The organism is Streptomyces sp. NPDC086777 (genome assembly GCF_040702065.1).
Taxonomy (GTDB): Bacteria; Actinomycetota; Actinomycetes; order Streptomycetales; family Streptomycetaceae; genus Streptomyces.
In genome coordinates this window covers 140,045-164,594 of the sequence record NZ_JBFBJI010000003.1, presented here as the reverse complement: position 1 = coordinate 164,594, position 24,550 = coordinate 140,045, and the positions used below count along the sequence as shown (strand labels likewise).

Here is a 24,550-nt window from a genome sequence, read left to right as displayed (position 1 = left end):
TACGGTCGTACCGGACGGCGTCCCAGGGACCCGGGGCCCGCAGCCGTGTGAGGTGTGTCCGTCTCCGCCCTCCGGCGCTCCTCCTGACTGACCGGTCAGTCGAAGCGGGCTGCTAGCAGGACCACGTCCTCCTCGCTGTCGGCCTCGGCCAGGCCGTCCGGCAGCACCGTGCGCAGGACGTGGTCGGCGATCGCCCCGGGGTCGTGGCGCAGCGCGCGCGGGACGCTCGCGGCGGCGGTGTGCAGCCGGGCGAAGGCGCGGTCCATGGGGTCGCCGGTGCGGTGCAGCAGTCCGTCGGTGTAGAGGAGCACGGTCTCGCCGGCCTCCGCCTCGATCTCCACGCTGGGCGCCTCCCAGCAGGCGAGCATGCCGAGCGGCGCGGACACCGAGGTCTCCGCGAACTCCGTGCGGTGCTCCCCGATCAGCAGCGGCGGGCTGTGTCCCGCCCCGGCGAGGGTGACCTTGCGCAGCGCGGGCTCGCAGTAGGCGAACAGGGCGGTGGCGGAGCGGGCCGGCTCGGTCAGCCGCAGCAGCAGCTCCAGGTCGGACAGGACCGCGACCGGGTCCTCGCCCTCCATCACGGCGTACGCCCGCAGCGAGGCGCGCAGCCGGCCCATCGCGGCGACCGCGCTCGGCCCGGAGCCGGTGACCGAGCCGACGGCGAGGCCGAGGGCGGCGTCGGGCAGCGGCAGCGCGTCGTACCAGTCGCCGCCGCCGCGCGGTCCGGTGCGGTGCCGGGCGGCGAGCTGGACGCCGGCCACCCGGGGCAGCCGGGAGGGGAGCAGTTCCTCGGCGATGGTCGCCATGCACGCGCGCGTGCGCTCGACCTCCAGCAGCCGGGCCAGGTGTGCGGCCGCGTGCCTGACGTACAGGCCGGCCAGGTGGCGGCGGCGCTCGTCGGGCTCGGCCGGCTCGTCGTACAGCCAGGCGACCGCGCCGAGGCGGTCGGCGTCGGTGGCGAGGGGGAGCGCGTAGCTGGCCGCGTAGCCGAGGCGGGCGGCGACCTCGCGGTGACGCGGGTCCAGGCCGTCCTCGGCGAACAGGTCGGGGTGCGCGCTCTCGGCGGCGGTACCGGTGTCGTACGGCAGCGCGCCGCGCGGGACGGTCTCCAGGTGACCGAGGTCGGCGCGGCCGAGTCCGAGGCCGAGCGTGGTGTGCGGGCCCAGCCCGTCGGCGGGCTCCAGCGCCGCGACCCCGCGCCGGGCACCGACCAGGGCGGCACCCGCGCGCAGCAGTTCGTGCAGGGCCGGCTCCAGCGCGTCGGTCCGGGCGAGCCGTTCGGTCAGTTCGTGCAGGGTGGTGAGGTCGGAGACCCAGCCGGCCAGCCGGTCCTGGAGGACGGTGCCGGGTGCCGGGGCGGCGGGGGCCTTCGGGACGGCGGGTGCGGCCGGGGTGGCCGGAGCGGGGGGGACCGGGGCGACAGTGTGTGGGGGAGTGGGGACCGTTGAATCGATTCCAGCCACTTTCGGAGGGTGCGGGGCGTTCATCGCGTCCGGCTTTCAGACCTGTGCGTATTGCTCAGAAGCATCGCAAACCCCCATATTTTTCTACGCCGCCGGCGGTGTCTCCACATGTACACGCACTCGTGAGGGGATGTCCAGCATTGTCCTGCCGGGATTCCTGGTGTCCGTGGGCCTCTTGAGGTGTTCTCAGGGGGTTCTTCCGGACCGCTTGCGCAAAAGCAAAGTTGGCTTAAAACTGACTCGGGCAACGGTTCATTGCGGTCGACTGGCCTTGCTCCACAGAGCGTCACAGCGGTCGTGATGGGTACGTACTCGGTGAAGGCCAGGGGTGGTTGGGGACCACGCGGAACCTGGCGACGGACCCGGGCGTCTTAACCACCGACGACCGTGCCCCATCCTCCCGTGGCGGAGGCGGAGAGAAACACTCGGAACGGCAAAACGCCAGACTTCGCCACCCCCACGCCGTGGCCGTGCTTTTGATAGACGCAGTACGAGACGCAGTACGGGCAGTACGAGCAGTACGCGGTACGAGCAGTACGACGCAGTTCTTGTGAACGCGGGCGCGGCCCCCGCTCGACCCCGATGGGGTTCCCCTTGCCCAGCGCAGGGGTGTGATGCGCCAACAGGTACGCACAGTGAAGTGATCGACACATGGTGTGATGTGGTCCACGGTGTTGCCAGCGGTGCAACGGAAAGGAACGAGCGCTCATGCGCGAGATCCTCGGAAGGCGACGCAGGCTCCTGTCCAGGCGGAACGACAAGGGGCCTGAGCTTCTCGGCGCGGCCCTGACCTTCGCGACGGAATGGCAGTGGCCCGTACTCCCGGGCGTGGCTCCCGACCCTCAGGGGCGGGCCCGGTGCGCGTGTCCCGACCCCGAGTGCACGGTGCCCGGTGCACACCCCTTCGACCCCGGCCTGCTCGCCGCCACCACCGACGAGCGCATGGTCCGCTGGTGGTGGGGGAACCGGCCGACGGCCCCGATCGTCCTCGCCACCGGCGCCGCCGGCGGCAACGCACCCTGCGCGGTCAGCCTGCCGGCCCTCGCCGCCTCCCGCGCCCTCGCCCTCCTCGACCGCCGCGGCATGCGCCTCGGCCCGGTCGTCGCCGCACCCACCCGCTGGGCGCTCCTCGTCAAGCCGTACTCCATGGAGCAGCTGGGCGAGCTGCTCTACGCCAAGGACTTCGTGCCCGGCTCGCTCCGCTTCCACGGCGAGGGCGGCTATCTCGCCCTGCCGCCCTCCGAGACCGGCCAGGGCGCCATCCGCTGGGAGCGGGCCCCGCTGCCCGGCTCGGCCAAGCCCTGGGTGCCGGACGTGGAGGCCGTGGTGGACGCCGTGGTCGACGCCCTCACCCGTACGGGTGTGAGCGCGCCCGAGTTGTAGGGGTGTCCGGCGCGCGAGCCCGGCTTGTCGCGTCCGCCTGGTTACCCTCCGCACATGAACGTGCGTCTCCTCGCCCTCGCGGGCGTCATGGTGAGCGCGGTCGCGCTGCCGCTGGCCGTGGCGTCCGCAGGACAGGTGGGCGACGCCGCCGTTCCCGCCGCCCGGCACGACGACGAGAAGCTGCCGGTGCCGGTCCGGTCCCCGCTGGTGCTCGGGCTGGGCCTCGCCACGGCCGCCCGCTGCGGTCCCGAACTCACCTCGCCCGACGGCGTCGAGGCGCAGACCTGTGTGATGGCCCAGGGTGCGGACACCTGGGCGCGCACCTACTACCGCAACGCCACCGGCGCCGCCCTGGAAGGCGTGCTGAGCCTCCTCGGCCCGAACGGCCGCACCGTGCAGACGCACTGCGCCGCCGACGCCGCCGCCGACGACGAACCCGCCACCTGTGAGACGCCCCGGGAGCACACCAGGGGTGGGCTGGACGCCTACACGGCCGTCACGGAGTTCGCGGCGCGCGACGGTGACAGCCCGCTGCTGCTGCGCTCCGCGAGCAACTCGGGGGACGCCGGCGCCGGAGACTCCGCCGGGAGCAACTCCCAGCGCTCAAACGGGAGTTGACGAACCACTGCGGTCCGTACACCGGGCGCGGGCATGAAAAAGGCCCGGTTGCTGGCGACGGGGGATGCACCAGCAACCGGGCTACTGAGACGGTAACAAGAGATCGGCGGTTCGCAAATTCGATCTCGGCTATTCGGACACGTATTTGCTTGCCGTGTAGGGCAGTTGTGACAGGAGTCACCCGCGTCGACGGGCCTGGGGCGGCTGACCGACCGGTCAGCCGCGACCCTGTGTCCGCGCTGGTCGTCTGCTGATCGTCAGCTGAGCGTGACCTGTCGGTTGGTGAGTCCGCCGCGGGCCCGCCGCTCGTCCGCGGTGAGGGGTGCCTCCGAGGCCAGCGCGGTCGCGAGGCGCTCGGCGAACTCGGCGGCGGGCTTCTCCACGTCCTCGGCGCCGACCCCGCTCGGCAGGTCCCAGACCGGCACGGTGAGGCCGTGGGCACGGAACGAGCCGACCAGCCGGGTTCCCTCGCCGAGGCCGGACCGGCCCGCCGCGTGCAGCCGCGCGAGAGCGTCCAGAAGCTGCTCCTCGGGGTACGGCATGACCCACCGCAGGTGGTTCTTCTCGGGCGTCTCGCACCAGTAGGCGGAGTCGACGCCGGTCAGCTTCACCGTCGGGATGGCCGCCGCGTTGGCCCGCTCCAGGGAGGCGGTCACGTCCGGGGTGGCGTTCTCGGCGTCCTGCACCCAGAACTCGAAGCCGTCGTGCACAACTGGCTCGAACGGGCCCTTCGGGTCGAGCAGGTCCTGCAGCCGGGGGCTGTCGGCGGGGGCGCGGCGGCCCTGCACCGGGGTGCCCGGCTCGGCGGCGAGGGCGCGCCGCAGGGTGTCGGCGAGGTCGCGGCTGATGTCGCCGGAGGCCGTGTCGTTCTGCAGACCGAGCAGGACCGTGCCGTCGTCGCGGCGCAGCGCGGGCCAGGCCATCGGCAGCACGGTGGCGAGCGTGACCGAGGGGACGCCCTCGGGCAGGCCGTCCTTCAGGGTCAGCTCGACGGTGGCGGCGGGGACCAGCTCGCGCAGCGCCACCCAGTCGCCCTCGCCGGCCAGCCCCTCGAACGGGCGGTGCACCAGCTCGGTCGCCGCGTGCGCCGCCGCCCGGCCGTGACAGGCCTTGTAACGGCGGCCGCTGCCGCACGGGCAGGGCTCACGGGCACCGACAACCGGATAGTTCACATCAGCGCCTTCGGCGCGGGCCGCATCGCTGGGCTGCGGCCGCGTGGCCGTCGTCTGGGGTCGCTTCTTGGCCATCTGGGTGTCTCCCGGTTACGGCTCGTCTCGTACGGCGGGAGCCTAGCCGTTCATGCCCTGGACCACGGGAACCTGTGGACAACGGCGCCGCCGCGAACCTATTGCCCAGGGCGCCGAAGCCCCGGGCGCCGAAGCCCCAGCCGGCTCGTCGGCGGTTCGGTCCAGGTCGTCGAGCGCGGCGGTTCAGTCCAGGTCGTCGAACGCGTCAGCGAAGTCCAGGTCGGGCATCGCAGGGACCGGGGGTGCCGTGACGCGCGTAGCGAAGGCGTCGCGGCGGTCCCGGGTGACCGGACCGAGCACGTCCTTGTGGACCACGACCCAGACGGTCACCTCGCCCCGGGCGTCGTCCCGGACACCCCAGTCGTCGGCCAGGGCCGTGATGATGTTCAGCCCGCGGCCGCCGTGCGCCGTGACCGACGGGGTCATCGGGGCCGGGCGGGTCGGGCCGCCGCCGTCCGTCACCTCGACGATCAGCCGGCCGCGCGGGTCCACCCGCCAGGCGGCCCGGACGTCGCCGTCCCCCGCCAGCGCGTCCCCCAGAGGGCGCCCGTGCTTGCAGGCATTGCTCAAAAGTTCGGAAAGGATCAGTACGGCATCGTCGATGACCGCTTCCGACAGACCGCCCGTGCGCAGCTGGTCGCGCATACGGTGTCTCGCCTTGCCCACGCCCGCAGGGCCATGGGGTACGGCCATGCTCGACGACGTGGGCACCTCCTGTGCCACCACCAACGCCACCCCCGAGACCTCCTTTGCCCCACGCCACGGTGTGGATGCCCCATTGGCCTGAACCGGAAACCGGCCGGTGAATGCCCGGCGACGCATTCGCAACGGACGAATACGTGCCGAACGCGCCGGAGCACTCCCTGTGACGGGTCGCCGCCAGATCCCCCCGAAAATGGCGACGTATGGCTGAATTTCGATGGTGTGGCCGAGAAGTGAGGATGCTGTGAGCGGCCTGTCGGGTCAAGGGCTGCGAGGTGTCCTTACTCGACTCTTTATCTGAGCCCTGGTCAGGACGGCCGTCGGCCGCCGCCCCGGGTCCCGCTCAGCGTCCCAGCCGGCTCAGCACGGCGGCCGGCCGGTTGGTGATGATCGCGTCGATGCCCAGCTCCACGCACAGGTCCACGTCCTCCGGCTCGTTCACCGTCCAGACGTGCACGCGGTGGCCGTTGCGCTGCAGCCGCTCCACGTAGGCCGGGTGATTGCGCACGATCCGGATCGAGGGGCCCGCGATCCGCACCCCGGCAGGCAGCCGGCCGTCGCGCAGCCGGGGCGAGAGGAACTGCAGCAGATAGACGGTCGGCAGCGTCGGCGAGGCCGCCCGCACCCGGGCCAGCGACCGCGCGGAGAAGCTCATGACCCGCACCGGCGACTCCTCGGGACCGGCCGGAGCGTCCAGCCCGAACCGCTTGAGCAGGTCCAGCAGCCGCTCCTCCACCTGCCCCGCCCACCGCGTGGGGTGCTTGGTCTCGATCGCCAGCTCCACCCGCCGCCCGGCGTCCGCGACCAGTTCGAGCAGCCGCTCCAGCGTCAGTACGGCGGTGTCCGCGCGGTCCTCGGGACGGAACTCCCAGTCGGGCTCCTCGTCCCGCCCGCGCCAGGCCGGGCCCTTCCGCCACGAGCCGAAGTCCAGGGTGGCCAGGTCCGCGAGCTCCAGGGCCGAGACCGCGCCCCGCCCGTTGGACGTGCGGTTGACCCGCCGGTCGTGGACGCACACCAGGTGGCCGTCGGCGGTCAGGCGTACGTCGCACTCCAGGGCGTCGGCGCCGTCCTCGATGGCCTTCCGGTACGCGGCCAGGGTGTGCTCGGGGGCGTACTCGGAGGCCCCGCGGTGCGCGACGACCTGGATGCGATGCTGTGGTGCGTGGGTCACCGCGACATGGTGCCACCGAGCGAGGGTGGCTGGGGGCACCGGGGATGCCGGTAAAGAGAACTTTTGTCGGACAAGCACTATATAAAGGTTGTCCGTGTACCCACAGCCACCGCTTATGGTGCTCTGACGGCCTGTGGGAAAAGCTGACGGCATACAAAAGCACATGCACAGCCGAATCGCGCCGGGCCGACAGCAAGCGTGAGAGAGCGTGACCGAGTGCGACCGAGAAGAAAAGCCGTGGACCGAGGAGAGAAGCTGTGAGCACCGAGAACGAGGGCAACCCGGTACCTCCGGCCCCGTCCGCACCTCCCGTGCCGCCGTCGTCTCCCGCTGCCCCGCCGCAGGCGGCCGCGTCCGACGGCGGGGAAGCGCCGACCGCCCCGATCCCGCCGGCGCCCCAGAGCGCGCCCGCGAGCGACCCGTACGGGCACGCGCCCCAGGCCCCCGACGCCTCGTGGCCGCCCCCGCCCCCCGCGACCCCCTCCTATGCGGACCCGGGCGCGGGCGCCGGCGCAGGCTGGGGCTCGTCGTACGACCAGCAGCACCAGCAGTACCAGCACCAGCCGTTCCAGCAGCCGCAGCACGCGCCGAAGAAGGGCAGCGGGCGCGGCGGCCTGATCGCCGCCGTCCTGGTGGCCGCACTGGTCGCGGGCGGCCTCGGCGGCGGCCTCGGCTACACGCTGGCGAAGAACAACGACGACGGCGGCTCCACGACCATCTCCGCGACCTCCAGCGGCGGCGCCACCCAGGTCAAGCGCGCCGCCGGCACCGTCGCGGCGGTCGCCCAGAACGCGCTGCCCAGCACGGTCACCATCGAGTCCGAGGGCACCAACGGCGAGGGTGGCACCGGCACCGGCTTCGTCTTCGACAAGCAGGGCCACATCATCACCAACAACCACGTGGTCGCGGACTCCCTCGACGGCGGCAAGCTGACCGCGACGTTCCCGGACGGCAAGAAGTACGACGCCGAGGTCGTCGGCCACGCCCAGGGCTACGACGTCGCGGTGATCAAGCTCAAGAACCCGCCGTCGGACCTGAAGCCGCTCGCCCTGGGCGACTCCGACAAGGTCGCCGTCGGCGACGAGACGATCGCGATCGGCGCCCCCTTCGGCCTGTCCAACACGGTCACCACGGGCATCATCAGCGCCAAGAACCGCCCGGTCGCCTCCAGCGACGGCAGCTCCACCAGCAAGGCGTCGTACATGAGCGCCCTGCAGACCGACGCGTCCATCAACCCGGGCAACTCCGGCGGTCCGCTGCTGGACGCCTCCGGCGCGGTGATCGGCATCAACTCCGCGATCCAGTCCGCGACGAGCGGGGGCCTCGGCAGCACCGGGCAGTCGGGCTCGATCGGGCTCGGCTTCGCCATCCCGATCAACCAGGCCAAGTACGTGGCGCAGCAGCTGATCAAGACCGGCAAGCCGGTCTACGCGAAGATCGGCGCGTCGGTGTCGCTGGAGGACGGCACCTCCGGTGCCCAGATCACCGACTCCGGCTCGGGCGGCTCCGCCGCGGTGGAGTCGGGCGGCCCCGCGGACAAGGCCGGCCTCAAGCCCGGCGACGTCATCACCAAGCTGGACGACACGGTGATCGACAGCGGCCCGACCCTGATCGGCGAGATCTGGACCCACAAGCCCGGCGACAAGGTCGAGATCACCTACAAGCGGAACGGCAGCGAGCACACGGCCACCGTCACCCTCGGCTCCCGCGTCGGCGACAACTGACCCGCACCCGCCCACGGGAACCGGTTACTCTGTTCCCCGCGCCGATCTCGGTCGGCGCGGGGTGGGTTGCCCGAGCGGCCTAAGGGAACGGTCTTGAAAAACGTGAGGACGCGAAAGCGTCCCCGTGGGTTCGGATCGCGCCGCCTCCGCAGGTCATAGACGTGCTGGTCAGAAGGGGTGTCCCTCAGTGAGGGACACCCCTTCTGCATGGGGGTTGTCTCACCCCGATCCGGCCCTGTCGCGTTGTGGATCACTGCGTGTGGACCAGGCGTGGACCAGATTGTGGATCGCCGTCCCTGCATTGACCTGGAGTTGGTCAAGAGGTCGCGTTTCCCGGTGAACGGGAGCCACTGGTGCTTGACCGAGGCCATGACGGCGTAGCGACACCCGCCCGCCGGGCGGCGTTGCGGTACCGGTCCGACGCCGGCGCGGAGCGGGCACAGCTGACATGGGTGTGCCTCGTATCCGACTCCCGACGCGTGGCGCGGTCGGTGACAGGCGGGCCGCCGACCATGCGCGAACCGGCGGCCCGTCCAGCCCGTCCCTGTGGCGGACACCGGAGGAACGGCAGGGGCGCATACATCCTGCGGCCCGGCCCGTCACGATATCCGAGGTGACCGGAGTCAGGAGCATCCGCGCACATCGCTGCCACGAATTTGTTCCACCTGCGTAAGAGCCTTTAACCCTCCCGTCACTCGTACGGGCGATCAGCCAATAAGGGCGCATGCCGATAACCCGGAATGAGTCGAATGTGAAGGCGTCCCGCTCACCTTCGGCATCGGTGAGCGTGTACTGCTTCTCTCCACGTGCGAGCGCTATCCGAGTGGGTGAGAGCCGAGGCGACGGCTCTGGCACCACCGGATTGGGCCTTCTGTGGGTCCGGCGAAAGCGAACTAATGTGCAATTTAATTGGCGTGACTTATTTGGCTAGGTTGTGCTTGTGCGTTGCGTGGTCCTGCACTCATGAATCGGTCCACCGTTGAATTTCCCGACCCGGCGGCGTGATCACGGCGGGAGAGTATCCCGCGGCCTGGGTCTACCGGGCTCATTTTGCCTGGAAGACCGCCGGATGGTTCCGCTCTTGGGGGTGCCTGCAAGGTGTTGCCTTCAGTGGTGTCGCGCAGGGTAAGAATGATTTCCCTGTGGTACGTCTTCTGTTCCGGTGACGCTGGCCGACTGTCTCTCCAGGAGGAGCAGTCCTCTTTGGTTATGTACGTCCTCGCCCTTCCGGGTGAACAGTTGACGCCATTCGGCCCACTAGGTATTGCTGGCATTTCGCGATTCGCTCGTCAAGTTCGGCGAAACCACTCAAATGAACCTAGCCCGACCCATGTTCCTGAGTAATATGCCAGCGGCAGAAACATGGCGATTCTGCGCGACTGAGAACGCCAAATACCTCACCATCCCCTCACAGGAGTTGGCCCCTCGATGACGCTGAATATCCCTGTCGCGCCGCTACGGCGTACGTTGTCGGTCTGGATCGCGGCGGCACTTGCTGTGGTGATCGCCGCTGTCGTAGTCGCTATGACGCCGACGCAGGCAAATGCCATCGCCACACCTGTGCCGCTGGGCACGGCGGACAGCTTTGCGGTCCTGGCCGGTTCGGCCGTCACCAACACGGGTCCCTCGGTCGTCACCGGGGATCTCGGAGTGAGTCCGGGTACGTCCATCACCGGATTCCCTCCCGGTTTGGTGAACGGCGCGCAGCACTCTGCGGACGCCGTGGCCGACCAGGCCCAGACCGACCTGGTCACGGCCTACAACGACGCTGCCGGACAGGCCACCGACGGTGCCCTTCCTGCGGACGCTGGTGGCCTGACACTGGTGCCGGGCGTCTACACCGCTTCCTCCACTCTGGGGCTCACCGGCACTCTCACCCTGGACGCCCAGGGGGATCCCAACGCCGTCTGGGTGTTCCAGGTCGGTTCGGGTCTGACGACGGCGTCTGCCAGTCGGGTGCTTCTCATCAACGGCGCCTCGCCGTGCAATGTGTTCTGGAAGGTCGGCAGTTCGGCAACCCTCGGCACCAACTCCACCTTTGTCGGCAACATCCTGGCACTGACGTCTATCTCTGCCACGACAGGCGCAACGATCGACGGGCGGGCACTGGCCCGTAACGGTGCCGTGACGCTGGACACCAACACGATCACCCGGCCACAGTGCGCGGGCGGGACGACGGGTACCACGACGGCTGGGACGACGGGTACCACGACGGCCGGGACGACGGGCGCGACGACGGCCGGGACGACGGGTACCACGACGGCCGGGACGACGGGCGCGACGACGGCCGGGACGACGGGTACCACGACGGCCGGGACGACGGGTACCACGACGGCCGGGACGACGGGTACCACGACGGCCGGGACGACGGGCGCGACGACGGCCGGGACGACGGGTACCACGACGGCCGGGACGACGGGCGCGACGACCGCCGGTACCACGGGTTCGACGACCGCCGGTACCACCGGTGGAAACGGCCATGGGTGCAAGCCGGGCAAGCCCGGTAAACCCGATGACTACGGAGACCAGGGCGGCACGGACTATGGCTACGGCTGTGATCCTGCCTAGCGCGATGGTCAGCGCGGCCCGGAGCGATTCCAGCGCGTCCTGGGGATCTGCGACGGCGTAGCTGGATCACGCGCGTGCGGTCTCCGGCAGCGTGTGTGCTCGGGGGCCACCACCCACGTGCGTGAGTAGGACGGACGGCGTACGGCGCGAATCGTCACCGATTCCGCCGCACGCCGCCGGTGAACCTCAGGAGAAACAAGTGAGAGAAGTCGGGCGGGACCGGCCGGACGGGGCCGTGCATGGTGGCGTCGCGGCACCGGATGCCGACGAGTCAGACCGGGCCGTCGCCGGGCGAGCCGCACAGAACGGGGGCGGCGGACCACTTGCCGTCGACGCACCGTCGAAGCCGCCCGTCGCCGTCAGGGCCGGGGTACGAGTCGCCGTGGTCCTGTGTCTGGCGATGACCTTGGTCCACGTGCTCTTGGTGTTCCTGGAGGTGGCACCACCGAATCCCGTTTCCCGGCAATACAGCCGGCAGGTCGACGCCTGGGTCTTCCCGCTGTTCGAGCAGAACTGGCGACTCTTCGCCCCGGACCCGGAGTCGGTCAACCGGAGGATCTCGGCGCGGACCATGCACACCGCTGCGGATGGCGCCGTCCGGGTCAGCGGCTGGTTTGACCTGAGCGCCGTCGATACAGCCGCGGTGAGACACGACCCCTTCCCGAGCCATACCGCGCAGAACATGCTGCGCCGGGCCTGGACTTCCTACCTCGAGACGCACGGAGGCGACGATCGGCCGCACTCCCAGCGCGCTGTGATGATCCAGGAATACCTGCGCAACATCGCGGCGGAGCGCGTCACCGCCCGGCATCACGGCGCGTTCGAGTCCATCCAGCTGCGAGTGGTCGGCCTGCCCATCGCCGCGCCCGCAGCGGTGGGCCCCGACCCCGCCGCGGCAGCACAGAAGCCCGTGGACACCCGTTACCTGCCCTGGTGGAAGGTGGCCCCCCATGCAGCAGGCTGAGCAGACACCGATCGCGGCAACCATGCCCTCGCGCCCCGGACACGGCACCGAGCGGGCGGGCGTACACGGGTCGCAGCACATGCCGGCCCGCATCCTCACGCTCCTCACCCTCCTGCTGGAACAGCCGATCTCCCTGTATGCCGCGGCGGTTCTGCGTATCGGGTACGGGTTCCTGTACGTCGCCTTCCTGCTGCGCGAATTTCCCCACCGCGACGAGATCTGGGGTCCCGGCTCACCGTGGACGCCGGCACTGGCCAGGGAACTCTTCGACCAGACCGGATGGGCCAGCATCCTCACCCTGTCCGACAGCCGCGCCTACTTCGAGGTCTGCTACACGGTGGCCCTCGTCACCTCGGCACTGTTCATGCTGGGCTGGCGGACCAGAGCGGTGTCCGTGCTCTTCGCAGTCGTGGTGGCCTCGTTTCACGCCAGGGCGATCTTCATGACGGACGGAGGGGACAACCTCATCCTCCTCATGGCCCTCTACCTCGTCGTCACCGCATGCGGCCGACGCTGGTCCCTGGACGCGCGCAGGGCCCGGCTGGTATCCGCCGACAGGACTCACCGGCTTCCGCTGGACCAGCCGTCCGGCGAGCTGCGACGCCACCTCCGCGACGCACGCCAGACGGTGGTCGCCGTGCTGCACAACTGCGGCATGCTCGTCATCGCCGCCCAGGTCTGCTTCCTCTACGGATCCGCGGGCCTGTACAAGGTGCAGGGCGCCACCTGGGGCAACGGAAGTGCCCTCCACTACGCCCTGAACCTCGACGTGTTCCGGCCCTGGCCGGAGCTCTCCACCATGGCGGACCGACACGACGTACTCATCACTATCGTCTGCTACCTGACGGTGCTGGTGCAGGTGGCCTTCCCGTTCGTCCTCTTCGGCAGACTCAAGTACCCCGTGCTGGCACTGCTGTTGGGCATGCACCTGGGTATCGCGCTCTTTTTGGGCCTGCCGCTCTTCTCCGGCGCGATGATCGTCGCGGATGCCGTGTTCCTGCCGGACCGCTTCTACCGTTATCTCGGTCGGCTGCGGCGGGGCACCACCTGGCGGACACACGGCAGGGAGGCGGGAACTCCGTCCGGCGGAGAGCTGGCGCTCGTGCCGCCGCAGCACACATCGCTGAGCCAGTGAGGGGCCACGTTCTGCGAGGGGAACGGTCAGGCGGATGGCGAGTTCGTCCAAGGTACCGGAGCCGGGCAGGGCTGCCGGGGCGGTTAAGCCTCCACGTCGGATGCTTCGACCGGCTGGGCCAGCGTGTACACGTGAAAGGAACCGGATACTGCAGAACCCCGCTCACCCTCGACTTGGATGAGCGGGATTGCGGGCCTCGTTGTCAGTCTTCGTCGGCCGCTTCCAACGCGCTTTCGATCTGCTGGTTCGCGCGCTGCTGATTGCGGTGGATGGCCTTGGCGTAGAAGCGGAACAGGACTGCGATGCTGTGGCCTGCCCGGCGTGCGACTTCTGCCGGAGAGACGCCGGACTCAAGCCAGAGCGATACGCCCGCGTGACGCAGCGAGTACGGCACGTCAGCCAGGGGGGAAGCCGCCTCGGACCCGGTCAGCGCGGCGAGCCGGGCGGCCTTCCATGCCTCCCCGTACTCCTTGGACAGCAGGCCGCCACCCTGGGCCGCACGGAACAGCCGACCGTCTTCAGCGGTACCGAACTCCTTGATGTGCTAGCGGACCAGGCGCACGAGCACGGGGGGAACCGACACAGGCCGGGTCGCCTTGCGGGCCCGCTTCTTCAGGCCGCGCGTATCGAACGACTCGCCCGTGTCGGTCCACCCGGAGCCGACGCGGGGCGTGCTCGTGGACAGCAGCACCTCGCCCCAGCCCTCTTCGGGCAAGGTGAAGTCTTCTTCCCGGAGATTGGCCGCCTCTCCAGGGCGGTTGGCCGCGTAGTAGAGGCAGCCGAAGAAGGCCATCAGGTGGCGTCCGCGTGCCCCCTGCTCTCCTACGGCGTCGATCAGCGCCTTCGCCGGCTTGGGGCCGGGTACGAATCGAAAGTCGATCTCGTCGTCAGACTCGGGCGGGGCCCAATCGACCTTGTCGAGCGGCAGGGTCGCCAGCAACTCCCGTTCCGCCGCGTACCGAAGGCGGTTGCTGAAGACCGTTCGCTTGCGATTCACCGTGTTCTCGGCAGCGGCCGTGCCGTCTTGCTTCAGTGTCAGAGCGTCGAGCGCCGCCACGACGTCGGCGGGCGGCTCCTCGACGTCGATACGGGGCTTCAGTGTCCCGTCGTCGCTGAGGACGAAGCGGTAGGCCCACGAGTAGAGGGCGATGCGGAGGACCTTCGGAGCCGGAGCCCCACGGTTGTCCTTGGCGAGCTTCGGCGTGATGGTGGCCAGCGTGTCAGCGATGCTCGCGCGGTGCTCGGCCGAGGCGCCAGGCCACTTCATCTCCGCATAGGCGCGGGTATGGGCGTACCACGTGGTGGAGTTGAGCGCCTGCACCTCCGAGGCAGGCAGGCCGGTCTCCGTGTCGAACTGCTCACGGCTGCGCAGGGCGGCCAGCAGCTCCGAGCGTCGACCGTCGGCCTGAGCCCTGATCTTGTAGCTCTTGGAGAACGGGCGGGGGCCGACCCGCCAACGGAGCTGATAGGCCGCCACACGGTTGGGCCGCTTGCGGATACCCCAGATCTGCACGTCGTAGGTCAGCACGTTTTCTGCACCTCGCACGAGTCGAACCAGGCGTCGAGGTCGGCCCGGCGTATGCGGATCTGACCGTTGGGGAGCTTCAGATGCCTGGGGGCCTGCCCCCGTGCGCGCATGCGGTAGAAGGCGGCACGGGACACCCTGATCTCGGCAAGAGCCTCCCCCAGCTTCAGCGTCGGCCCCTTGGCCTTGGTCGGAGTGGTCACAGCCAGGGATCTCCTTCCGGCTTGATGCGTTGGGCGTGGGCGATGTCGTGGCGGACTTGGGCGGCGATGAATTCCTCGCCAGGGCGGTAGCCGCTGCTGAGGTAGGTCCAGGAGGAGGCGGTGACGAGGGTGGTGTTCTCGTCGATGGCGGGGAGGCCGGCGCGGGCGCGGGCGGCTTCGGCCTGGGCGAGACGCCAGGCATGGCGAACGTCGCGGAGTGCGCCGAGGGTGGTGGAGTAGGCGCGGGACCTGGTGGAGAAGTGGCCGTGGAAGCCGAGCACGTGGGCCCACTTCCAGAGCTTGAGGTGGGCGAGCTCCGGCAGGTGGCCGAGGGCCCAGGCGGTGCGGATCATCTGCCGTACATGCTGCTGTACGGGCAGGGCCTTGATGGGTTCGGCCTGTCCGGTGCCGTCGCAGTCGGCGCACACGTCGTGGAAGCCGTCAGGGCCGCGTACGTAGCCGCGTTCGGCACAGGGACGACATCAGGGTGCGGTCCACGGTGCCGGTGCCTTCGGCGTTCTTGGTGGCGTACTTGGCGACGTGCCCGGTGACCTTGGCGTCTGTTTACTCGGCAACGCGCGCGTCTGTGAGTACGCCGTTCGCCCAGGGCGGTGATGGGGTCGACCTTGTACCGGCCGCCCCAGGCGATGACGCGTTCGCCGATGGCGTCGGACGCGATGGTGAGCCGAGCGCTCTTCACGGCCGGGCTCACGGCGGCGCTCAGGGCGTCGAAGGTGGCCCAGGCCGGGGGCGGGCTGGTATGTCCGTCGGGGCCGTCGAAACGGATCACGGCCTGGAAGTGGACCAGGCCGCGCTTCTGGTACTCGGCCACTTTGGCGAAGGAGACGCGCAGGGACTGGTTCAGGGCCTTCTGTGTCATGCCGAAATGCTTGGCCAGGACCCGGCGCAAGTAGGTGGTGAAGCGCGCCCAGAGCTGTCCGGCGTGGGCGTTCCACAGAACGGCGCCGGTGTAGTCGTAGGTGGCCGGGTTCAGGGGGGTGCCGAGTTCGGGGGCGTCTTCGGCGTGGGTGTCACCGCAGGCGCAGGGGCGGGCGAAGGGGCGGGGCTTGCCCGCACCGGTGGTGGGCCGGTTGTGGACGGGGCCGGAGGAGGGGGCGGTGAGGGTGACGAAGGCGCGGGGGTGGTCGCGGACGGTTTCGGCGACGTTCCTGCCGCCGGAGAGTCCGGCCTTGATGAGGTGGTAAGTGTCGGCGGCGTAGACGCGGGAGCAGGCGGGGCAGCGAGAGGAACGGCGGTTGCCGCAGGTGGTCAGCAGGCGTCCGGAGGGTTCGTCTTCGGAGCGGTAGGAGCGGACCACTTCCTTGGCGGTCTGGTCAGTGGTGATGGTGAAGCCGTGGAGGTTGACGGGGCTGGTGCAGCCGCGCAGGTCGCGCACCTGCTGCTGTACGCGGTCGAAGTCGTGGGTGTTGGCCAGTTCGATCAGATCCCGCAGGCCAGGGCTGATCACGTGGCGCAGGTCGAGGGGGCGGCGCATGGGTGGCGGGGTCTCCTTTCCGGCGCGAGGGTGGGACCTGCGGGCAGCAGCGATTCAGTGCGCTCGGGCTGCTGCCCGCAGGCATGGCGAGTCGGGCCCAGGGACGGGCGAGGTGGGTGGTGCCGGAAGGCCGGCGGGGAGAACGCGGCGCTACAGAGCGGCGTGAAGGGCCGTGGCCATGGGCAGGCCGATGCCGAGTCGCCTCTTGAGCTGGGCCGGAGAAATCGTTTCTCCGTGCTCGGCGTGGTGGGACGCGGCGATGGAGCGTGCTTCGGTCAGCAGCGGCTCGGGGACCTTGACCGCAGGCGCGGCGGGGGCCGGAGCGATCGGGGCCGGGGCCGGGGTCGGTTCCGGTGTGACGGGCGGGGTGGACGCAGCGACGGGAGCGGGCTGAGCGGGGGCCGGGGCACCGTGCCTAGGCGTAGAGCTGCGGACAGACTGCTGATCGGAGCGCGGTACCGGCGGCGGGACAGAGCCAGTGGACCCTGAGTGGACCACAACCCCCACGAGGCATCCGAGGCCGGTACTCTGTACCCGCTCCGCCCCTGGTGGGCCGGGGCGCAGGTGGGTTGCCCGAGCGGCCTAAGGGAACGGTCTTGAAAACCGTCGTGGCGCGAGTCACCGTGGGTTCAAATCCCACACCCACCGCATGACGTGGACGGCCCCTGACCAGGCAAGACGGTCGGGGGCCGTCGGCGTGTGCGCCCCCGTCGGGCACCGCTGTTCCCCCTGGTTTCCCGCTCTGTCGGGCACGGAAGCGGCACGGCTGGGACACAGCCTGAGGGCCTCGGATCGTGGCCTGAGGGGGCTGTCGCCTACCGGTTGATGGGAATCTCGTAGACGATCTCGCAGTGGGCGGCGGGCACGATGATGTCCGCGGTCTCCACGGGCCGTCCCTGGTCGCTGTACGACCCATAGCTTCATGCGGATCGCTCAGCGAGGCTCATACAGGTCGCGGTGCGTGCCGTGGGAGCCGCTTTTAGGCGTTGGCTCGGTTGCTGGGGTTGCTGTACTCCGCTGCGGTACGGCGGCTTGGGCAACTCCTCCACGGGCGTTCCCGGGAGACCGTCGGCGTGGCTGTCACGTGGTGCTGCGCGACCGGAAGAAGCCGCGCCCAGACCGGACGGCGAAGACCAACACCGCGACCGCCAGTACGAAGTTGAGCGCGTCAACAACCTCGATGATGGGATGGGGGGCGTGCAGGAGGCTTGGCAACTTCGCGCTGATCATCCCCAGGCCTATGAGGAGGGGGAGCCAGGCCCAGAAGTAACGCATGCCCGGGTCGGAGTTGTCTCCCCTCGAAACCTTGGCCCGTTCCCACCAGCGGCCACCGAGACTCCCCAGAACCAGGAGGCATCCCATCACGACCACGGACCAGTCCATGAACCGCAGCATTACATCTCCCTCGATCGGGGAGGATCTTCCTCTTGTGGGTGATCGCGTGCAAGAGCCGTCGCGCCGGAGTGGCGGATAGGAGGACGGCGTCGCCTTTGAGGAGTTCGATCCCGGCGTGGCCCGGCTGCTGTCGCCGCACGATGCGACGGTCGGACGGAGACGCTGGTGTACGTCCCCCTCCGGCGTCGTGGACGTCAGAAGCCTTCTGTTCCGTAGCTCTACAGAGATCGGTCTCGGTTGCTGTGGTTGCTGTACCTCGCTGCTGTACCGCAACCGGCCTCGCTGGCCGCCCACCGCTTCAAGGAGCGAGGTGGGGCGGGTTGGGCGCGGACCCGCAGGATTCTTGCTCGCGCTGACATCAGCATGAGGAGCCGTCAGCGTCGCCGAATCCCCGTGTTTCTCCGCTCCTTTCTTTCTCCGCTCCTTCTGCCATGGCTGTGGCACGGGCTTACCCCCTCGATGCGAACTATGGCCGGGGACGTGCTGGATCGCGGTATTCGCTGTTTCTGCGTCTGCTCGACCGCGCCCATCATCACCTCCGCCGTGCGTGTCGGCGGTTGATCACCGGCGTAGGCTCCGCGTGTCCGCATGCAGGGCACAACCGGGGGGCGTTCATGGGCGAATCTTGGAAGGCCGGTCCCGAGGCCAAGTCTGGGGTCGGGGGGGATGAGGAGTTGGACGGGACGACGTCCCCGGAGAACGTGACCGGTGTGCCGGACAGCGGGGGCGGGCTACGGCGCCGGCTGTCGTGCCTGGGGGTGGTCACCCTCGTCCTCGCGATGCTGGCTGGAGGGCTCGTCTGGCTGTTCCGGGATGAGCTGTTCTACCCGTTCGGCGATGTCCGGGCCTGCCAGGGAAGCGACGTGCAGTTGCCAGGCGTGATCGGCGCCGGGAGTGCAACGATCCCCGCCGACGCATCCGACATCCACTACTTCACGCGAAACGGCAGCGCCGAGGTCTCCTTCCTGAGCGACCAGATACCGAACTACCTACACCGCGCAGGCCTCGTCCCGGATGGCATGCCCCTGTTCGACGAGAATTACGGCAGTGCCTACGGGCTGGGCCGCGATGAGACCGAGCTTCCGGATGGCCTGTGCGGCTCGCCACTGCGGGGCCCCGCCTGGAGCTACCAGTCCACAGGCGACACCGGTCCCCGCGTCAGCGTATTGGTCGAGCGCTCCCCCACAAGCGGCGACTCCTTCCGGACCCCGGCCCGCGCCGTAGTCAGCTTCGACATCCAGTGACGCACGCTCGGGGCGGCCTCCTTACGTGTCACTGAAGTGCTTCACCGGCCCGCCCCCTCCTCGATGCGAACTACCGGCGGCGCGGTCGCCGAGGTCTGCCGCGGTGGTCGACACGGCCTTGGCGCGTTCCAGGCCGAGGTGCATGATCTGGGCCATGAGATTCATCGGTGGCGCAAGCATTCCGAACATGTCGGGTTGGCGGCTGAACGCAACGTGGCCGCTGGGTGTGCTCACGATGGAGGACGGCAGGCTTCATCTGCGTGTACGAGCCCTTGGGCCCCTCGCGAAGTTGTTCGGAATCAGGCCGCTGGAGTGCGCAGCCCAGGAGATTGCCGAAGTGTTCCCCTGTCGTGGGATGTTCGGTACTTCCGGTGTGGGATTCCGTACCGAAGACACACGCCACTTCTATTTCTTGACAGGTCGGATCCAGGACGTACTCGAAGTGTGCCGACAGCAGGGATTCGCCGTCTCGGATGAAAAGCAGCGGGTCAGATTCGGCCGTTGATGTGCATGCCCTCGCGGCGACCGTGGTGGCCTCCGTCGCGAAGGAGTGCGGGACCCTGGAGGCCCTGGTCGACCTGTCGCAGATGACGGTGTCGCAGATGACCGCCACCAGCACCGGGGAATCGCACCAGCAGCGGCTCCACCGGCTGGCGGAGGAGGTCTTCGACTGGTCCGGCCTGCCCGTGGTGCACGTGCGGCCGACGGTGTTCCTGGACCCCCCTGTTCACGACGATGGCGGCCCGGTCGATCCGGGAGAACGGCACGATCGCCCTGCCGTTCGGCGCCGGGCACACCTAGACAGACGTGCCCGCACAACGGTGGGAGGCCCAGCTCCCGAAGCTGGGGATGCCGCCGCACCTCGTACGGCACATCGCCACCATGGCCCGGCTGCACCGGGACGACCGTTACGACCGCACGGCCGACGGTGTCGAGCGGGTGACGGGCGCCCCCCGCGCAGTCGGTCGAGGCGTTCGTGGCCGCCCGCAGGGACCTCTACCTGGGCTCAGCCGCGGCAGCCGGGGCAGGCACACCGCCGCCGGGGCGGGAAAGCCGGCGCAGTGTGCGAACCCGGCGCAGTGTGCGAACCCGGCGGTGTCTCCGTCGGGGAACGCTCCGTCGCGGGTGGCTGGAAAGGGTGTGCGGGCGGCACCGGGCCCGGCGGGGTGGGGCTGGGTGCGGGGGCCGAGTGGTAGAGCATCGGGCATGCGTTCATCCGACTGGTACCTGACCCATGACGTCGACGAATTCCTCGCCCGTGCCGGGGAGTTCCTGCGTTCGCGTCCCGGCCCGCACGTCATGCAGTCGACGTGGGCCGAGCGGGTGCGGGCGCGGGGGGCCGGGGCGTTCGGCACCGGTGTTCCCGTCTTCGGGATGCTGGAGCGGGCCGGCGAGGTGCACGCCACCTGCTACCGCCTCCCGCCCCGTGGCTTCGGGCTCTCCCCGCTCACGCCCGAGCAGGCCGACTCGCTCGCCGCCCACCTGGCCGGCCTCGGGCAGCCCCTGCCCTCCGTCAGCGCGGACCACGGCACGGCCACCGCTTTCGCCGAGGCCTGGCAGCGACGCACCGGCGCGACGCCGAGACTCCGGGACACCCGGCTGTGTCTGTACCGCCTCGGCACGCTCACCCCACCGGATCCGATGCCGGCGGGCCGGGGCCGTGTTCTGGGCGAGCAGGATCTCGAACAGGCCGTGTTCTGGTGCGCCGAGTTCGCCAGGGCCGTCGGGGAGGACGTCGTCGTCGACGCCGCGACCTGGGCCGGCACGCGCTTCGCCGACAAGACCTACACGCTCTGGGAGACCCCGGACGGCACTCCCGTCTCCGTCGCGGGCCTCAATCCGCTGATCGGCGGCCAGATGCAGGTGGACGTCGTCCACACCCCCGCCCACCTGCGCGGTCGCGGCTACGCGGCGGCCGTGACGGCGGAGGTGAGCCGGGCCGCGCTGGCCGCGGGCGCCCAGGACGTCGTGCTGTTCGCGGACCTGTCCAACCCCACCAGCAACGCCCTCTACCAGCGCCTCGGATTCGTCCGGCTGAGCGACTGGTCCGGGTACGACTTCTCGGCGGCCGCGGAGGCGGCCCCACCGGCAGTCGGCATCAGCCGTTGAGCCACTCGTTGATGCGCTTCTCCCACTGCCTGTCGTCGGTCGTCTCCATGAACTCGCGGCGGTTGACGGGCAGGTAGAGGTCGCCCGGGGACGGGGCCGTGACGGTGAGGACGAGGGGCTTGCCGGCGTTGAGGAGGCCGCCCACGAAGCGGCCGTAGAGGTCGGTGAAGCGGGTCTCGGCCGCGGTGATGTCCGTGCGGACCAGCACCAGGGAGCCGGTGTCCGACCAGTTCGTGAGGACCAGCCGGTCGGGATGCAGGACGATCCGGCCGCGGCGCTGGAAGAGGGCTCTCTGGCTGACCAGCGCCGCGGCCCGGTCGGCGCCCTGCCTGCGGCTGAGCTCGTCGGCGGTGGCCGCGATGTAGTCGGCCTCGGCGAGGGGGGTGCCGGCGGTGTTCATGGGGTCTCCGGTTCTCCGGTTCTCCAGTTCTCCGGTCTTCCGTTTTCCGGTCTTCCGGTTTTCCGGTGGTGGGGGGCGGGTCAGGACACGGTCAGGGAGATCCGTTGGTGCAGGCAGTCCGAGGCGCTGCCGACGCTGAGGGTGAACGTGCCCGGCTCCACCACGGTGCGCAGCCGCTCGTCGACGAGGGTCAGGTCCCGGGCGGCCGCCACGGAAAACGTCACCGTGACCCGCTCTCCCGCCGCCACCCGCCTCTTGACCACGCCCCGCAGCCGGATCCGTGGCAGGGAGACGCTCGCCAGGTCGTCGGTGACGTACAGCAGTACGACCTCGGTCCCGTCCCGCCCGCCCGTGTTCGGCGTGAGCGGATGCGGCACCTCGACGGAACCGGACAGGGTCTGGTCGACCAGGCCGAAGAAACCGCCGCCCGGGCCGAGCCGCAGCCGCCCGGCCCCCGTGCCGACCACGGTCCGGCCGCGTACGTACGCCTCCCGGTGCTCCGCCGTGCCGGTCGGGTTCGTGGAGTCGCCGAGCAGTTCCTGCGGGAGGCGGACCGGGATGTTCAGCTGCGCGATCTTGTCCGCCGTCGTCATGCGGGCGAGCAGGGCTTCGACGCGGCGGGAGGCCGAGCGGCCTGTCCGTGGGCGGTCCGGCGTTGCCCGTGGAGCCGGGGCCGCACCGGTCGTCACGGCGGCGGCAGCTGCGGCCGTGCCCACCAGGGCACGCCGGGAAATCCTCGCCTGATCCATGCCGTCAGCATGGCGAGCGGGCCCCGCCCGGATCAGTTCCCGAAAGTCTGCGTCCGCGCATCTTTCGTAGCTGCCTCGGCACTCCCACGTCGCAGAGCGGGGAGCGCGGGAGATCAGCCATCGGCCCTCAGATCTCGTAGTCCTCCGCCAGTTCCTCCCAGGCCACCTCACGCAGCCCCGGGTCCGCGTCATGGCCCGACGGCGGCTGGGGGGTGGCCTGGAACCAGACGATCGTGAGGGCCGAGCCGTGCAGGACCGGGTCGATGTCCGGGGCGACGGGTGCGGATTCGAACAGGCCGATGCAGGCGACCGGCGGCAGGATCTGCACCGGGCCGAAGGGGCGGGTGGCGTCGGCGCGGCCGTCCTCGGGGTGTTCGCGCGGGGGCGGGACCAGATGGGTCGGGGTGCGCGGGAACCCGGTGGTGGCCGCGGCCAACAGGCGTTTCACGCGGCGGTCGTTGAGGGCCTGGTGCGGATAACCCTCCAGCAGCCCGCCGTACGTCGAGGAGAGCCGGAGGTGGGAGAGGCCGATCGTGCGGCCGGAGGCGAGGACGACACGGGTCAGGGTCACGGGGGCAGGTTAGGCGGGCGCGCGGCCTGGTGCGTTCGATTTTCGGGACCGCTGGGCACGTCTCGCCTCCCAGGGCTTCGCCGGGCTCCCTGGGATTCGCGGGGCTGCCAGGGCTTCGCCGGGCCGCCAGGGCTTCGCCGGGCTCCCTGGGCTTCGCGGGGCTGCCAGGGCTCCGCGGGCTTCGCCGGGCTGCCAGGGCTCCGCGGGCTCCGCAGGGCTTCTCAGGGGCGGTGGCCGGTCATGCGGGCCGCCGACGCGATCGTCGCCCGGGCCTCCTGTTCGGTGAGGCCGGTGTGGACCGCCGCGTCGATCAGGGGCGCCCGCAGGGCCCGGCCGATGCCGTTCTCGTAGGCGCGGCAGGCCGCCCAGAAGAGGCGGGTGTTGCGCTGGCCCTCGTGGGCGGAGAGGACGAACTGGACCAGGCCCTGGCCGCGGTTGCCGACCGAGGGGTGGGTCGCGGGGTGCGGCGCCCGTGGCGGGGGGAGCAGGAGGCGGAGCAGGGACGGGGGACAGGGGGCGGGGACCAGGTGCTCGGTGCCGGGGGCGGTGGCGTAGACGCCGTGGTCGGTGCGTGAGCCGGGGCCCACCAGGTAGCCGCCGGCACCGCGGATGTCGATGCCGGGGGCGAGCCGGCCGGCCGAGTTGGGGACGACGGTGTCCGGCGGTCCGGTCAGCCAGACGTGGCGGCCGCCGCTCGGGGTGAGGACGACGACCGTCGGCGGGATGGTGAACAGGTGCCGCAGGGCCAGTTCGCGCAGGGCGCCGGTGGCGTCCGTACCGCCCTTCACGTCGAGGTCGACGCCGATCAGGCGGTGCGGGGGCAGCCCGCAGGCGATGCCGTAGCCGGTCGCCCAGGGCGCCGCGGCGAACAGTTCGCGGATCCGGGCCGGGTCGGTGGTGGCGTCGTACACCCCGTGACCGGGGCGGCCGCACTCGCCGTGGCAGGGCGGCAGCGCGGGGTCCGGGTCGTGGCGGTGGGGGGAGCGCAGGGCGGGGAGTTTCGTGCGGGACAGGGGGATGACGGCCAGGCCGCGCTCGGCGGCTGACAGGGCGTGTGCGAGGGCCAGCGTCGTGGCCTGCCGATCGGTGGTGGCCATGGCTCTATGTTCGTACGTGCGTTCGAAAAAAGGAAGGGGGTGTCGACGGGACACGCCGGGGGTGGCGACTCGGCCGTGGATCGCGGGCGGAACGATTTTTCCCTTGAAGGGCTTGATGTGTGGTGATGTCCGGAGTGGTCATGACTCAGACGGAAGTCGATCAAAGATGGTGAAAGGGGTTTATCGACTTGTCATCACGCTTGAGGGCGAATGAGGGCTTCCGGGGTGGTTCGCCAGGGATTCGGTGGGCAACTCTGGTCTCGCGACGTCGAAGACAGACACCGAGGCAGTCGGCCAACTGCCTCGGAAAAGGACTTACTTGACGAACTTCCGGCACAGCCGGGCTCTGAGAGGAATCAACATGGCAAGCATCCGTACCGCCCGCGTTCTCGCCGCCGTCTCCGCCCTCCCGCTCGCCGCCGCCCTCTTCGCCGGTGTCGCGACCGCGGACAACGGTGCGATCGCGGACCACGGATCGAGCGCCAACGCCGGCTCCGCGGGCATCATCGGCAGCGGGGTCGGCCACAACAACAACGGCAACTCCTCGACCACCCAGCAGAACGCGGTGGGCAACGGCGCCTCGAACCAGAGCAACACCGCTCAGGTCAACGGCTCCGCGTGGACCGCGATCCAGCAGGGCAACGACAACGTCGCCGTCCACTTCACCAAGCTGTGGTAAGCCCCGCCTGAGCCCTGGGGGTGTGGTCTGTGGGGATGGGCAGTGCGTCCGCGCGGCGGTGCTTCGGCACCGCCGCGCAGGCGTTTCCGGCTCCTGTCGGCACTCTCC

Annotated in this window: 24 protein-coding genes, 1 tRNA gene and 1 pseudogene; 11 read left to right on the top strand and 15 right to left on the bottom strand. The window is 70.3% G+C overall.

Going from position 1 to position 24,550, the window contains the following annotated elements:
- Positions 1-95 precede the first annotated feature (95 nt).
- Positions 96-1,487, bottom strand: a complete 1,392-nt coding sequence (locus AB0472_RS05700; RefSeq protein WP_366353684.1) for a PP2C family protein-serine/threonine phosphatase — start codon at positions 1,485-1,487, stop codon at positions 96-98.
- A 684-nt stretch (positions 1,488-2,171) separates the two neighbouring features.
- On the opposite strand from AB0472_RS05700, the gene AB0472_RS05695 reads away from it, so the two are divergent.
- Together AB0472_RS05695 and AB0472_RS05690 are read left to right on the top strand one after the other, a co-directional pair.
- Positions 2,172-2,846: a bifunctional DNA primase/polymerase gene (locus AB0472_RS05695; protein ID WP_366353682.1), complete on the top strand. Its 675-nt coding sequence runs from the start codon at positions 2,172-2,174 to the stop codon at positions 2,844-2,846.
- A 54-nt stretch (positions 2,847-2,900) separates the two neighbouring features.
- The gene (locus AB0472_RS05690) at positions 2,901-3,464 is read left to right on the top strand and encodes a hypothetical protein (RefSeq protein ID WP_366353681.1); all 564 of its coding nucleotides are present in this window, start codon (positions 2,901-2,903) and stop codon (positions 3,462-3,464) included.
- A 257-nt stretch (positions 3,465-3,721) separates the two neighbouring features.
- Here AB0472_RS05690 and AB0472_RS05685 read toward each other — a convergent pair whose 3' ends face one another.
- The 3 genes from AB0472_RS05685 to AB0472_RS05675 form a co-directional block, all read right to left on the bottom strand.
- Positions 3,722-4,711 (bottom strand): DUF5926 family protein, encoded by a 990-nt coding sequence (locus tag AB0472_RS05685; RefSeq protein WP_366353679.1) that lies wholly within the window; start codon positions 4,709-4,711, stop codon positions 3,722-3,724.
- 183 nt (positions 4,712-4,894) lie between these two features.
- The gene (locus AB0472_RS05680) at positions 4,895-5,533 is read right to left on the bottom strand and encodes an ATP-binding protein (RefSeq protein WP_366353677.1); all 639 of its coding nucleotides are present in this window, start codon (positions 5,531-5,533) and stop codon (positions 4,895-4,897) included.
- Positions 5,534-5,756: 223 nt separating this feature from the next.
- Positions 5,757-6,584 (bottom strand): glycerophosphodiester phosphodiesterase, encoded by an 828-nt coding sequence (locus AB0472_RS05675; protein ID WP_366353675.1) that lies wholly within the window; start codon positions 6,582-6,584, stop codon positions 5,757-5,759.
- A gap of 257 nt (positions 6,585-6,841) precedes the next feature.
- Here AB0472_RS05675 and AB0472_RS05670 point away from each other — a divergent pair, with 257 nt between their 5' ends.
- The 4 genes from AB0472_RS05670 to AB0472_RS05655 all read left to right on the top strand — a co-directional run bounded on the left by AB0472_RS05670 (position 6,842) and on the right by AB0472_RS05655 (position 12,975).
- Positions 6,842-8,308 carry a trypsin-like peptidase domain-containing protein gene (locus AB0472_RS05670; protein ID WP_366353673.1) on the top strand — a complete coding sequence of 489 codons (1,467 nt, stop codon included), beginning with the start codon at positions 6,842-6,844 and terminating at the stop codon, positions 8,306-8,308.
- 1,524 nt (positions 8,309-9,832) lie between these two features.
- Positions 9,833-10,876 (top strand): ice-binding family protein, encoded by a 1,044-nt coding sequence (locus AB0472_RS05665; protein WP_366353672.1) that lies wholly within the window; start codon positions 9,833-9,835, stop codon positions 10,874-10,876.
- A gap of 199 nt (positions 10,877-11,075) precedes the next feature.
- Positions 11,076-11,840, top strand: coding sequence for a DUF5819 family protein (locus AB0472_RS05660; protein WP_366353671.1), 765 nt, complete (start codon positions 11,076-11,078; stop codon positions 11,838-11,840).
- A gap of 79 nt (positions 11,841-11,919) precedes the next feature.
- Positions 11,920-12,975 carry an HTTM domain-containing protein gene (locus AB0472_RS05655; protein ID WP_366354055.1) on the top strand — a complete coding sequence of 352 codons (1,056 nt, stop codon included), beginning with the start codon at positions 11,920-11,922 and terminating at the stop codon, positions 12,973-12,975.
- A 202-nt stretch (positions 12,976-13,177) separates the two neighbouring features.
- On the opposite strand, the gene AB0472_RS05650 is transcribed toward AB0472_RS05655, so the two are convergent.
- The 5 genes from AB0472_RS05650 to AB0472_RS05630 all read right to left on the bottom strand — a co-directional run bounded on the left by AB0472_RS05650 (position 13,178) and on the right by AB0472_RS05630 (position 16,198).
- Positions 13,178-13,369, bottom strand: a complete 192-nt coding sequence (locus AB0472_RS05650) for a hypothetical protein (protein ID WP_366353669.1) — start codon at positions 13,367-13,369, stop codon at positions 13,178-13,180.
- A 150-nt stretch (positions 13,370-13,519) separates the two neighbouring features.
- The gene (locus tag AB0472_RS05645) at positions 13,520-14,503 is read right to left on the bottom strand and encodes a site-specific integrase (RefSeq protein WP_366353667.1); all 984 of its coding nucleotides are present in this window, start codon (positions 14,501-14,503) and stop codon (positions 13,520-13,522) included.
- A complete protein-coding gene (locus AB0472_RS05640) occupies positions 14,497-14,703 on the bottom strand; it encodes a helix-turn-helix domain-containing protein (protein ID WP_366353666.1) in 207 nt (68 codons plus the stop codon). The genes AB0472_RS05645 and AB0472_RS05640 overlap by 7 nt, the downstream gene beginning before the upstream one ends.
- The gene (locus AB0472_RS05635; RefSeq protein ID WP_366353664.1) at positions 14,700-15,056 is read right to left on the bottom strand and encodes a replication initiator; all 357 of its coding nucleotides are present in this window, start codon (positions 15,054-15,056) and stop codon (positions 14,700-14,702) included. Before AB0472_RS05635 ends, AB0472_RS05640 begins: the two co-directional genes overlap by 4 nt.
- Complete coding sequence (locus tag AB0472_RS05630) at positions 15,053-16,198, bottom strand: replication initiator (protein ID WP_366353662.1); 1,146 nt, start codon at positions 16,196-16,198, stop codon at positions 15,053-15,055. Before AB0472_RS05630 ends, AB0472_RS05635 begins: the two co-directional genes overlap by 4 nt.
- Positions 16,199-16,761: 563 nt before the next feature.
- On the opposite strand from AB0472_RS05630, the gene AB0472_RS05625 reads away from it, so the two are divergent.
- Positions 16,762-16,846: transfer RNA gene (locus AB0472_RS05625), tRNA-Ser, on the top strand.
- 167 nt (positions 16,847-17,013) lie between these two features.
- Here AB0472_RS05625 and AB0472_RS05620 read toward each other — a convergent pair.
- Positions 17,014-17,106: pseudogene (locus AB0472_RS05620) on the bottom strand (GntR family transcriptional regulator); the annotation flags it as partial.
- A 172-nt stretch (positions 17,107-17,278) separates the two neighbouring features.
- Positions 17,279-17,593, bottom strand: a complete 315-nt coding sequence (locus AB0472_RS05615) for a hypothetical protein (protein ID WP_366353660.1) — start codon at positions 17,591-17,593, stop codon at positions 17,279-17,281.
- 674 nt (positions 17,594-18,267) lie between these two features.
- Here AB0472_RS05615 and AB0472_RS05610 point away from each other — a divergent pair.
- From AB0472_RS05610 to AB0472_RS05600, 3 genes are all read left to right on the top strand, one after another.
- On the top strand, positions 18,268-18,837 hold the full coding sequence (locus AB0472_RS05610; protein WP_366353658.1) for a hypothetical protein: 570 nt from the start codon (positions 18,268-18,270) through the stop codon (positions 18,835-18,837).
- Positions 18,838-18,991: 154 nt separating this feature from the next.
- Complete coding sequence (locus AB0472_RS05605; RefSeq protein WP_366353657.1) at positions 18,992-19,342, top strand: hypothetical protein; 351 nt, start codon at positions 18,992-18,994, stop codon at positions 19,340-19,342.
- 701 nt (positions 19,343-20,043) lie between these two features.
- On the top strand, positions 20,044-20,946 hold the full coding sequence (locus AB0472_RS05600) for a GNAT family N-acetyltransferase (protein ID WP_366353656.1): 903 nt from the start codon (positions 20,044-20,046) through the stop codon (positions 20,944-20,946).
- Here the strand turns inward: AB0472_RS05600 and AB0472_RS05595 are convergent.
- The 4 genes from AB0472_RS05595 to AB0472_RS05580 all read right to left on the bottom strand — a co-directional run bounded on the left by AB0472_RS05595 (position 20,936) and on the right by AB0472_RS05580 (position 23,763).
- Positions 20,936-21,346 carry a hypothetical protein gene (locus tag AB0472_RS05595; RefSeq protein ID WP_366353655.1) on the bottom strand — a complete coding sequence of 137 codons (411 nt, stop codon included), beginning with the start codon at positions 21,344-21,346 and terminating at the stop codon, positions 20,936-20,938. The two genes, AB0472_RS05600 and AB0472_RS05595, sit on opposite strands and share 11 nt — an antisense overlap.
- An 80-nt stretch (positions 21,347-21,426) precedes the next feature.
- Complete coding sequence (locus AB0472_RS05590; RefSeq protein WP_366353654.1) at positions 21,427-21,939, bottom strand: fibronectin type III-like domain-contianing protein; 513 nt, start codon at positions 21,937-21,939, stop codon at positions 21,427-21,429.
- Between the two features lie 283 nt (positions 21,940-22,222).
- Positions 22,223-22,666, bottom strand: a complete 444-nt coding sequence (locus AB0472_RS05585) for a hypothetical protein (RefSeq protein WP_366353652.1) — start codon at positions 22,664-22,666, stop codon at positions 22,223-22,225.
- Between the two features lie 221 nt (positions 22,667-22,887).
- A complete protein-coding gene (locus tag AB0472_RS05580) occupies positions 22,888-23,763 on the bottom strand; it encodes a bifunctional DNA primase/polymerase (RefSeq protein ID WP_366353650.1) in 876 nt (291 codons plus the stop codon).
- Positions 23,764-24,124: 361 nt separating this feature from the next.
- On the opposite strand from AB0472_RS05580, the gene AB0472_RS05575 reads away from it, so the two are divergent.
- Complete coding sequence (locus tag AB0472_RS05575) at positions 24,125-24,442, top strand: hypothetical protein (protein WP_366353648.1); 318 nt, start codon at positions 24,125-24,127, stop codon at positions 24,440-24,442.
- Positions 24,443-24,550 lie beyond the last annotated feature (108 nt).

Coding starts and splice junctions, on each gene's coding strand:
- AB0472_RS05635 (WP_366353664.1), bottom strand. CDS start 15,056: ATGATCCGCACCGCCTGGGCCCTCGGCCACCTGCCGGAGCTCGCCCAC.
- AB0472_RS05600 (WP_366353656.1), top strand. CDS start 20,044: ATGCGTTCATCCGACTGGTACCTGACCCATGACGTCGACGAATTCCTC.
- AB0472_RS05595 (WP_366353655.1), bottom strand. CDS start 21,346: ATGAACACCGCCGGCACCCCCCTCGCCGAGGCCGACTACATCGCGGCC.
- AB0472_RS05575 (WP_366353648.1), top strand. CDS start 24,125: ATGGCAAGCATCCGTACCGCCCGCGTTCTCGCCGCCGTCTCCGCCCTC.
- AB0472_RS05680 (WP_366353677.1), bottom strand. CDS start 5,533: ATGCGTCGCCGGGCATTCACCGGCCGGTTTCCGGTTCAGGCCAATGGG.
- AB0472_RS05630 (WP_366353662.1), bottom strand. CDS start 16,198: ATGCGCCGCCCCCTCGACCTGCGCCACGTGATCAGCCCTGGCCTGCGG.
- AB0472_RS05690 (WP_366353681.1), top strand. CDS start 2,901: ATGAACGTGCGTCTCCTCGCCCTCGCGGGCGTCATGGTGAGCGCGGTC.
- AB0472_RS05665 (WP_366353672.1), top strand. CDS start 9,833: ATGACGCCGACGCAGGCAAATGCCATCGCCACACCTGTGCCGCTGGGC.
- AB0472_RS05605 (WP_366353657.1), top strand. CDS start 18,992: ATGAGATTCATCGGTGGCGCAAGCATTCCGAACATGTCGGGTTGGCGG.
- AB0472_RS05700 (WP_366353684.1), bottom strand. CDS start 1,487: ATGAACGCCCCGCACCCTCCGAAAGTGGCTGGAATCGATTCAACGGTC.
- AB0472_RS05685 (WP_366353679.1), bottom strand. CDS start 4,711: ATGGCCAAGAAGCGACCCCAGACGACGGCCACGCGGCCGCAGCCCAGC.
- AB0472_RS05655 (WP_366354055.1), top strand. CDS start 11,920: ATGCCGGCCCGCATCCTCACGCTCCTCACCCTCCTGCTGGAACAGCCG.
- AB0472_RS05695 (WP_366353682.1), top strand. CDS start 2,172: ATGCGCGAGATCCTCGGAAGGCGACGCAGGCTCCTGTCCAGGCGGAAC.
- AB0472_RS05615 (WP_366353660.1), bottom strand. CDS start 17,593: ATGCTGCGGTTCATGGACTGGTCCGTGGTCGTGATGGGATGCCTCCTG.
- AB0472_RS05590 (WP_366353654.1), bottom strand. CDS start 21,939: ATGACGACGGCGGACAAGATCGCGCAGCTGAACATCCCGGTCCGCCTC.
- AB0472_RS05580 (WP_366353650.1), bottom strand. CDS start 23,763: ATGGCCACCACCGATCGGCAGGCCACGACGCTGGCCCTCGCACACGCC.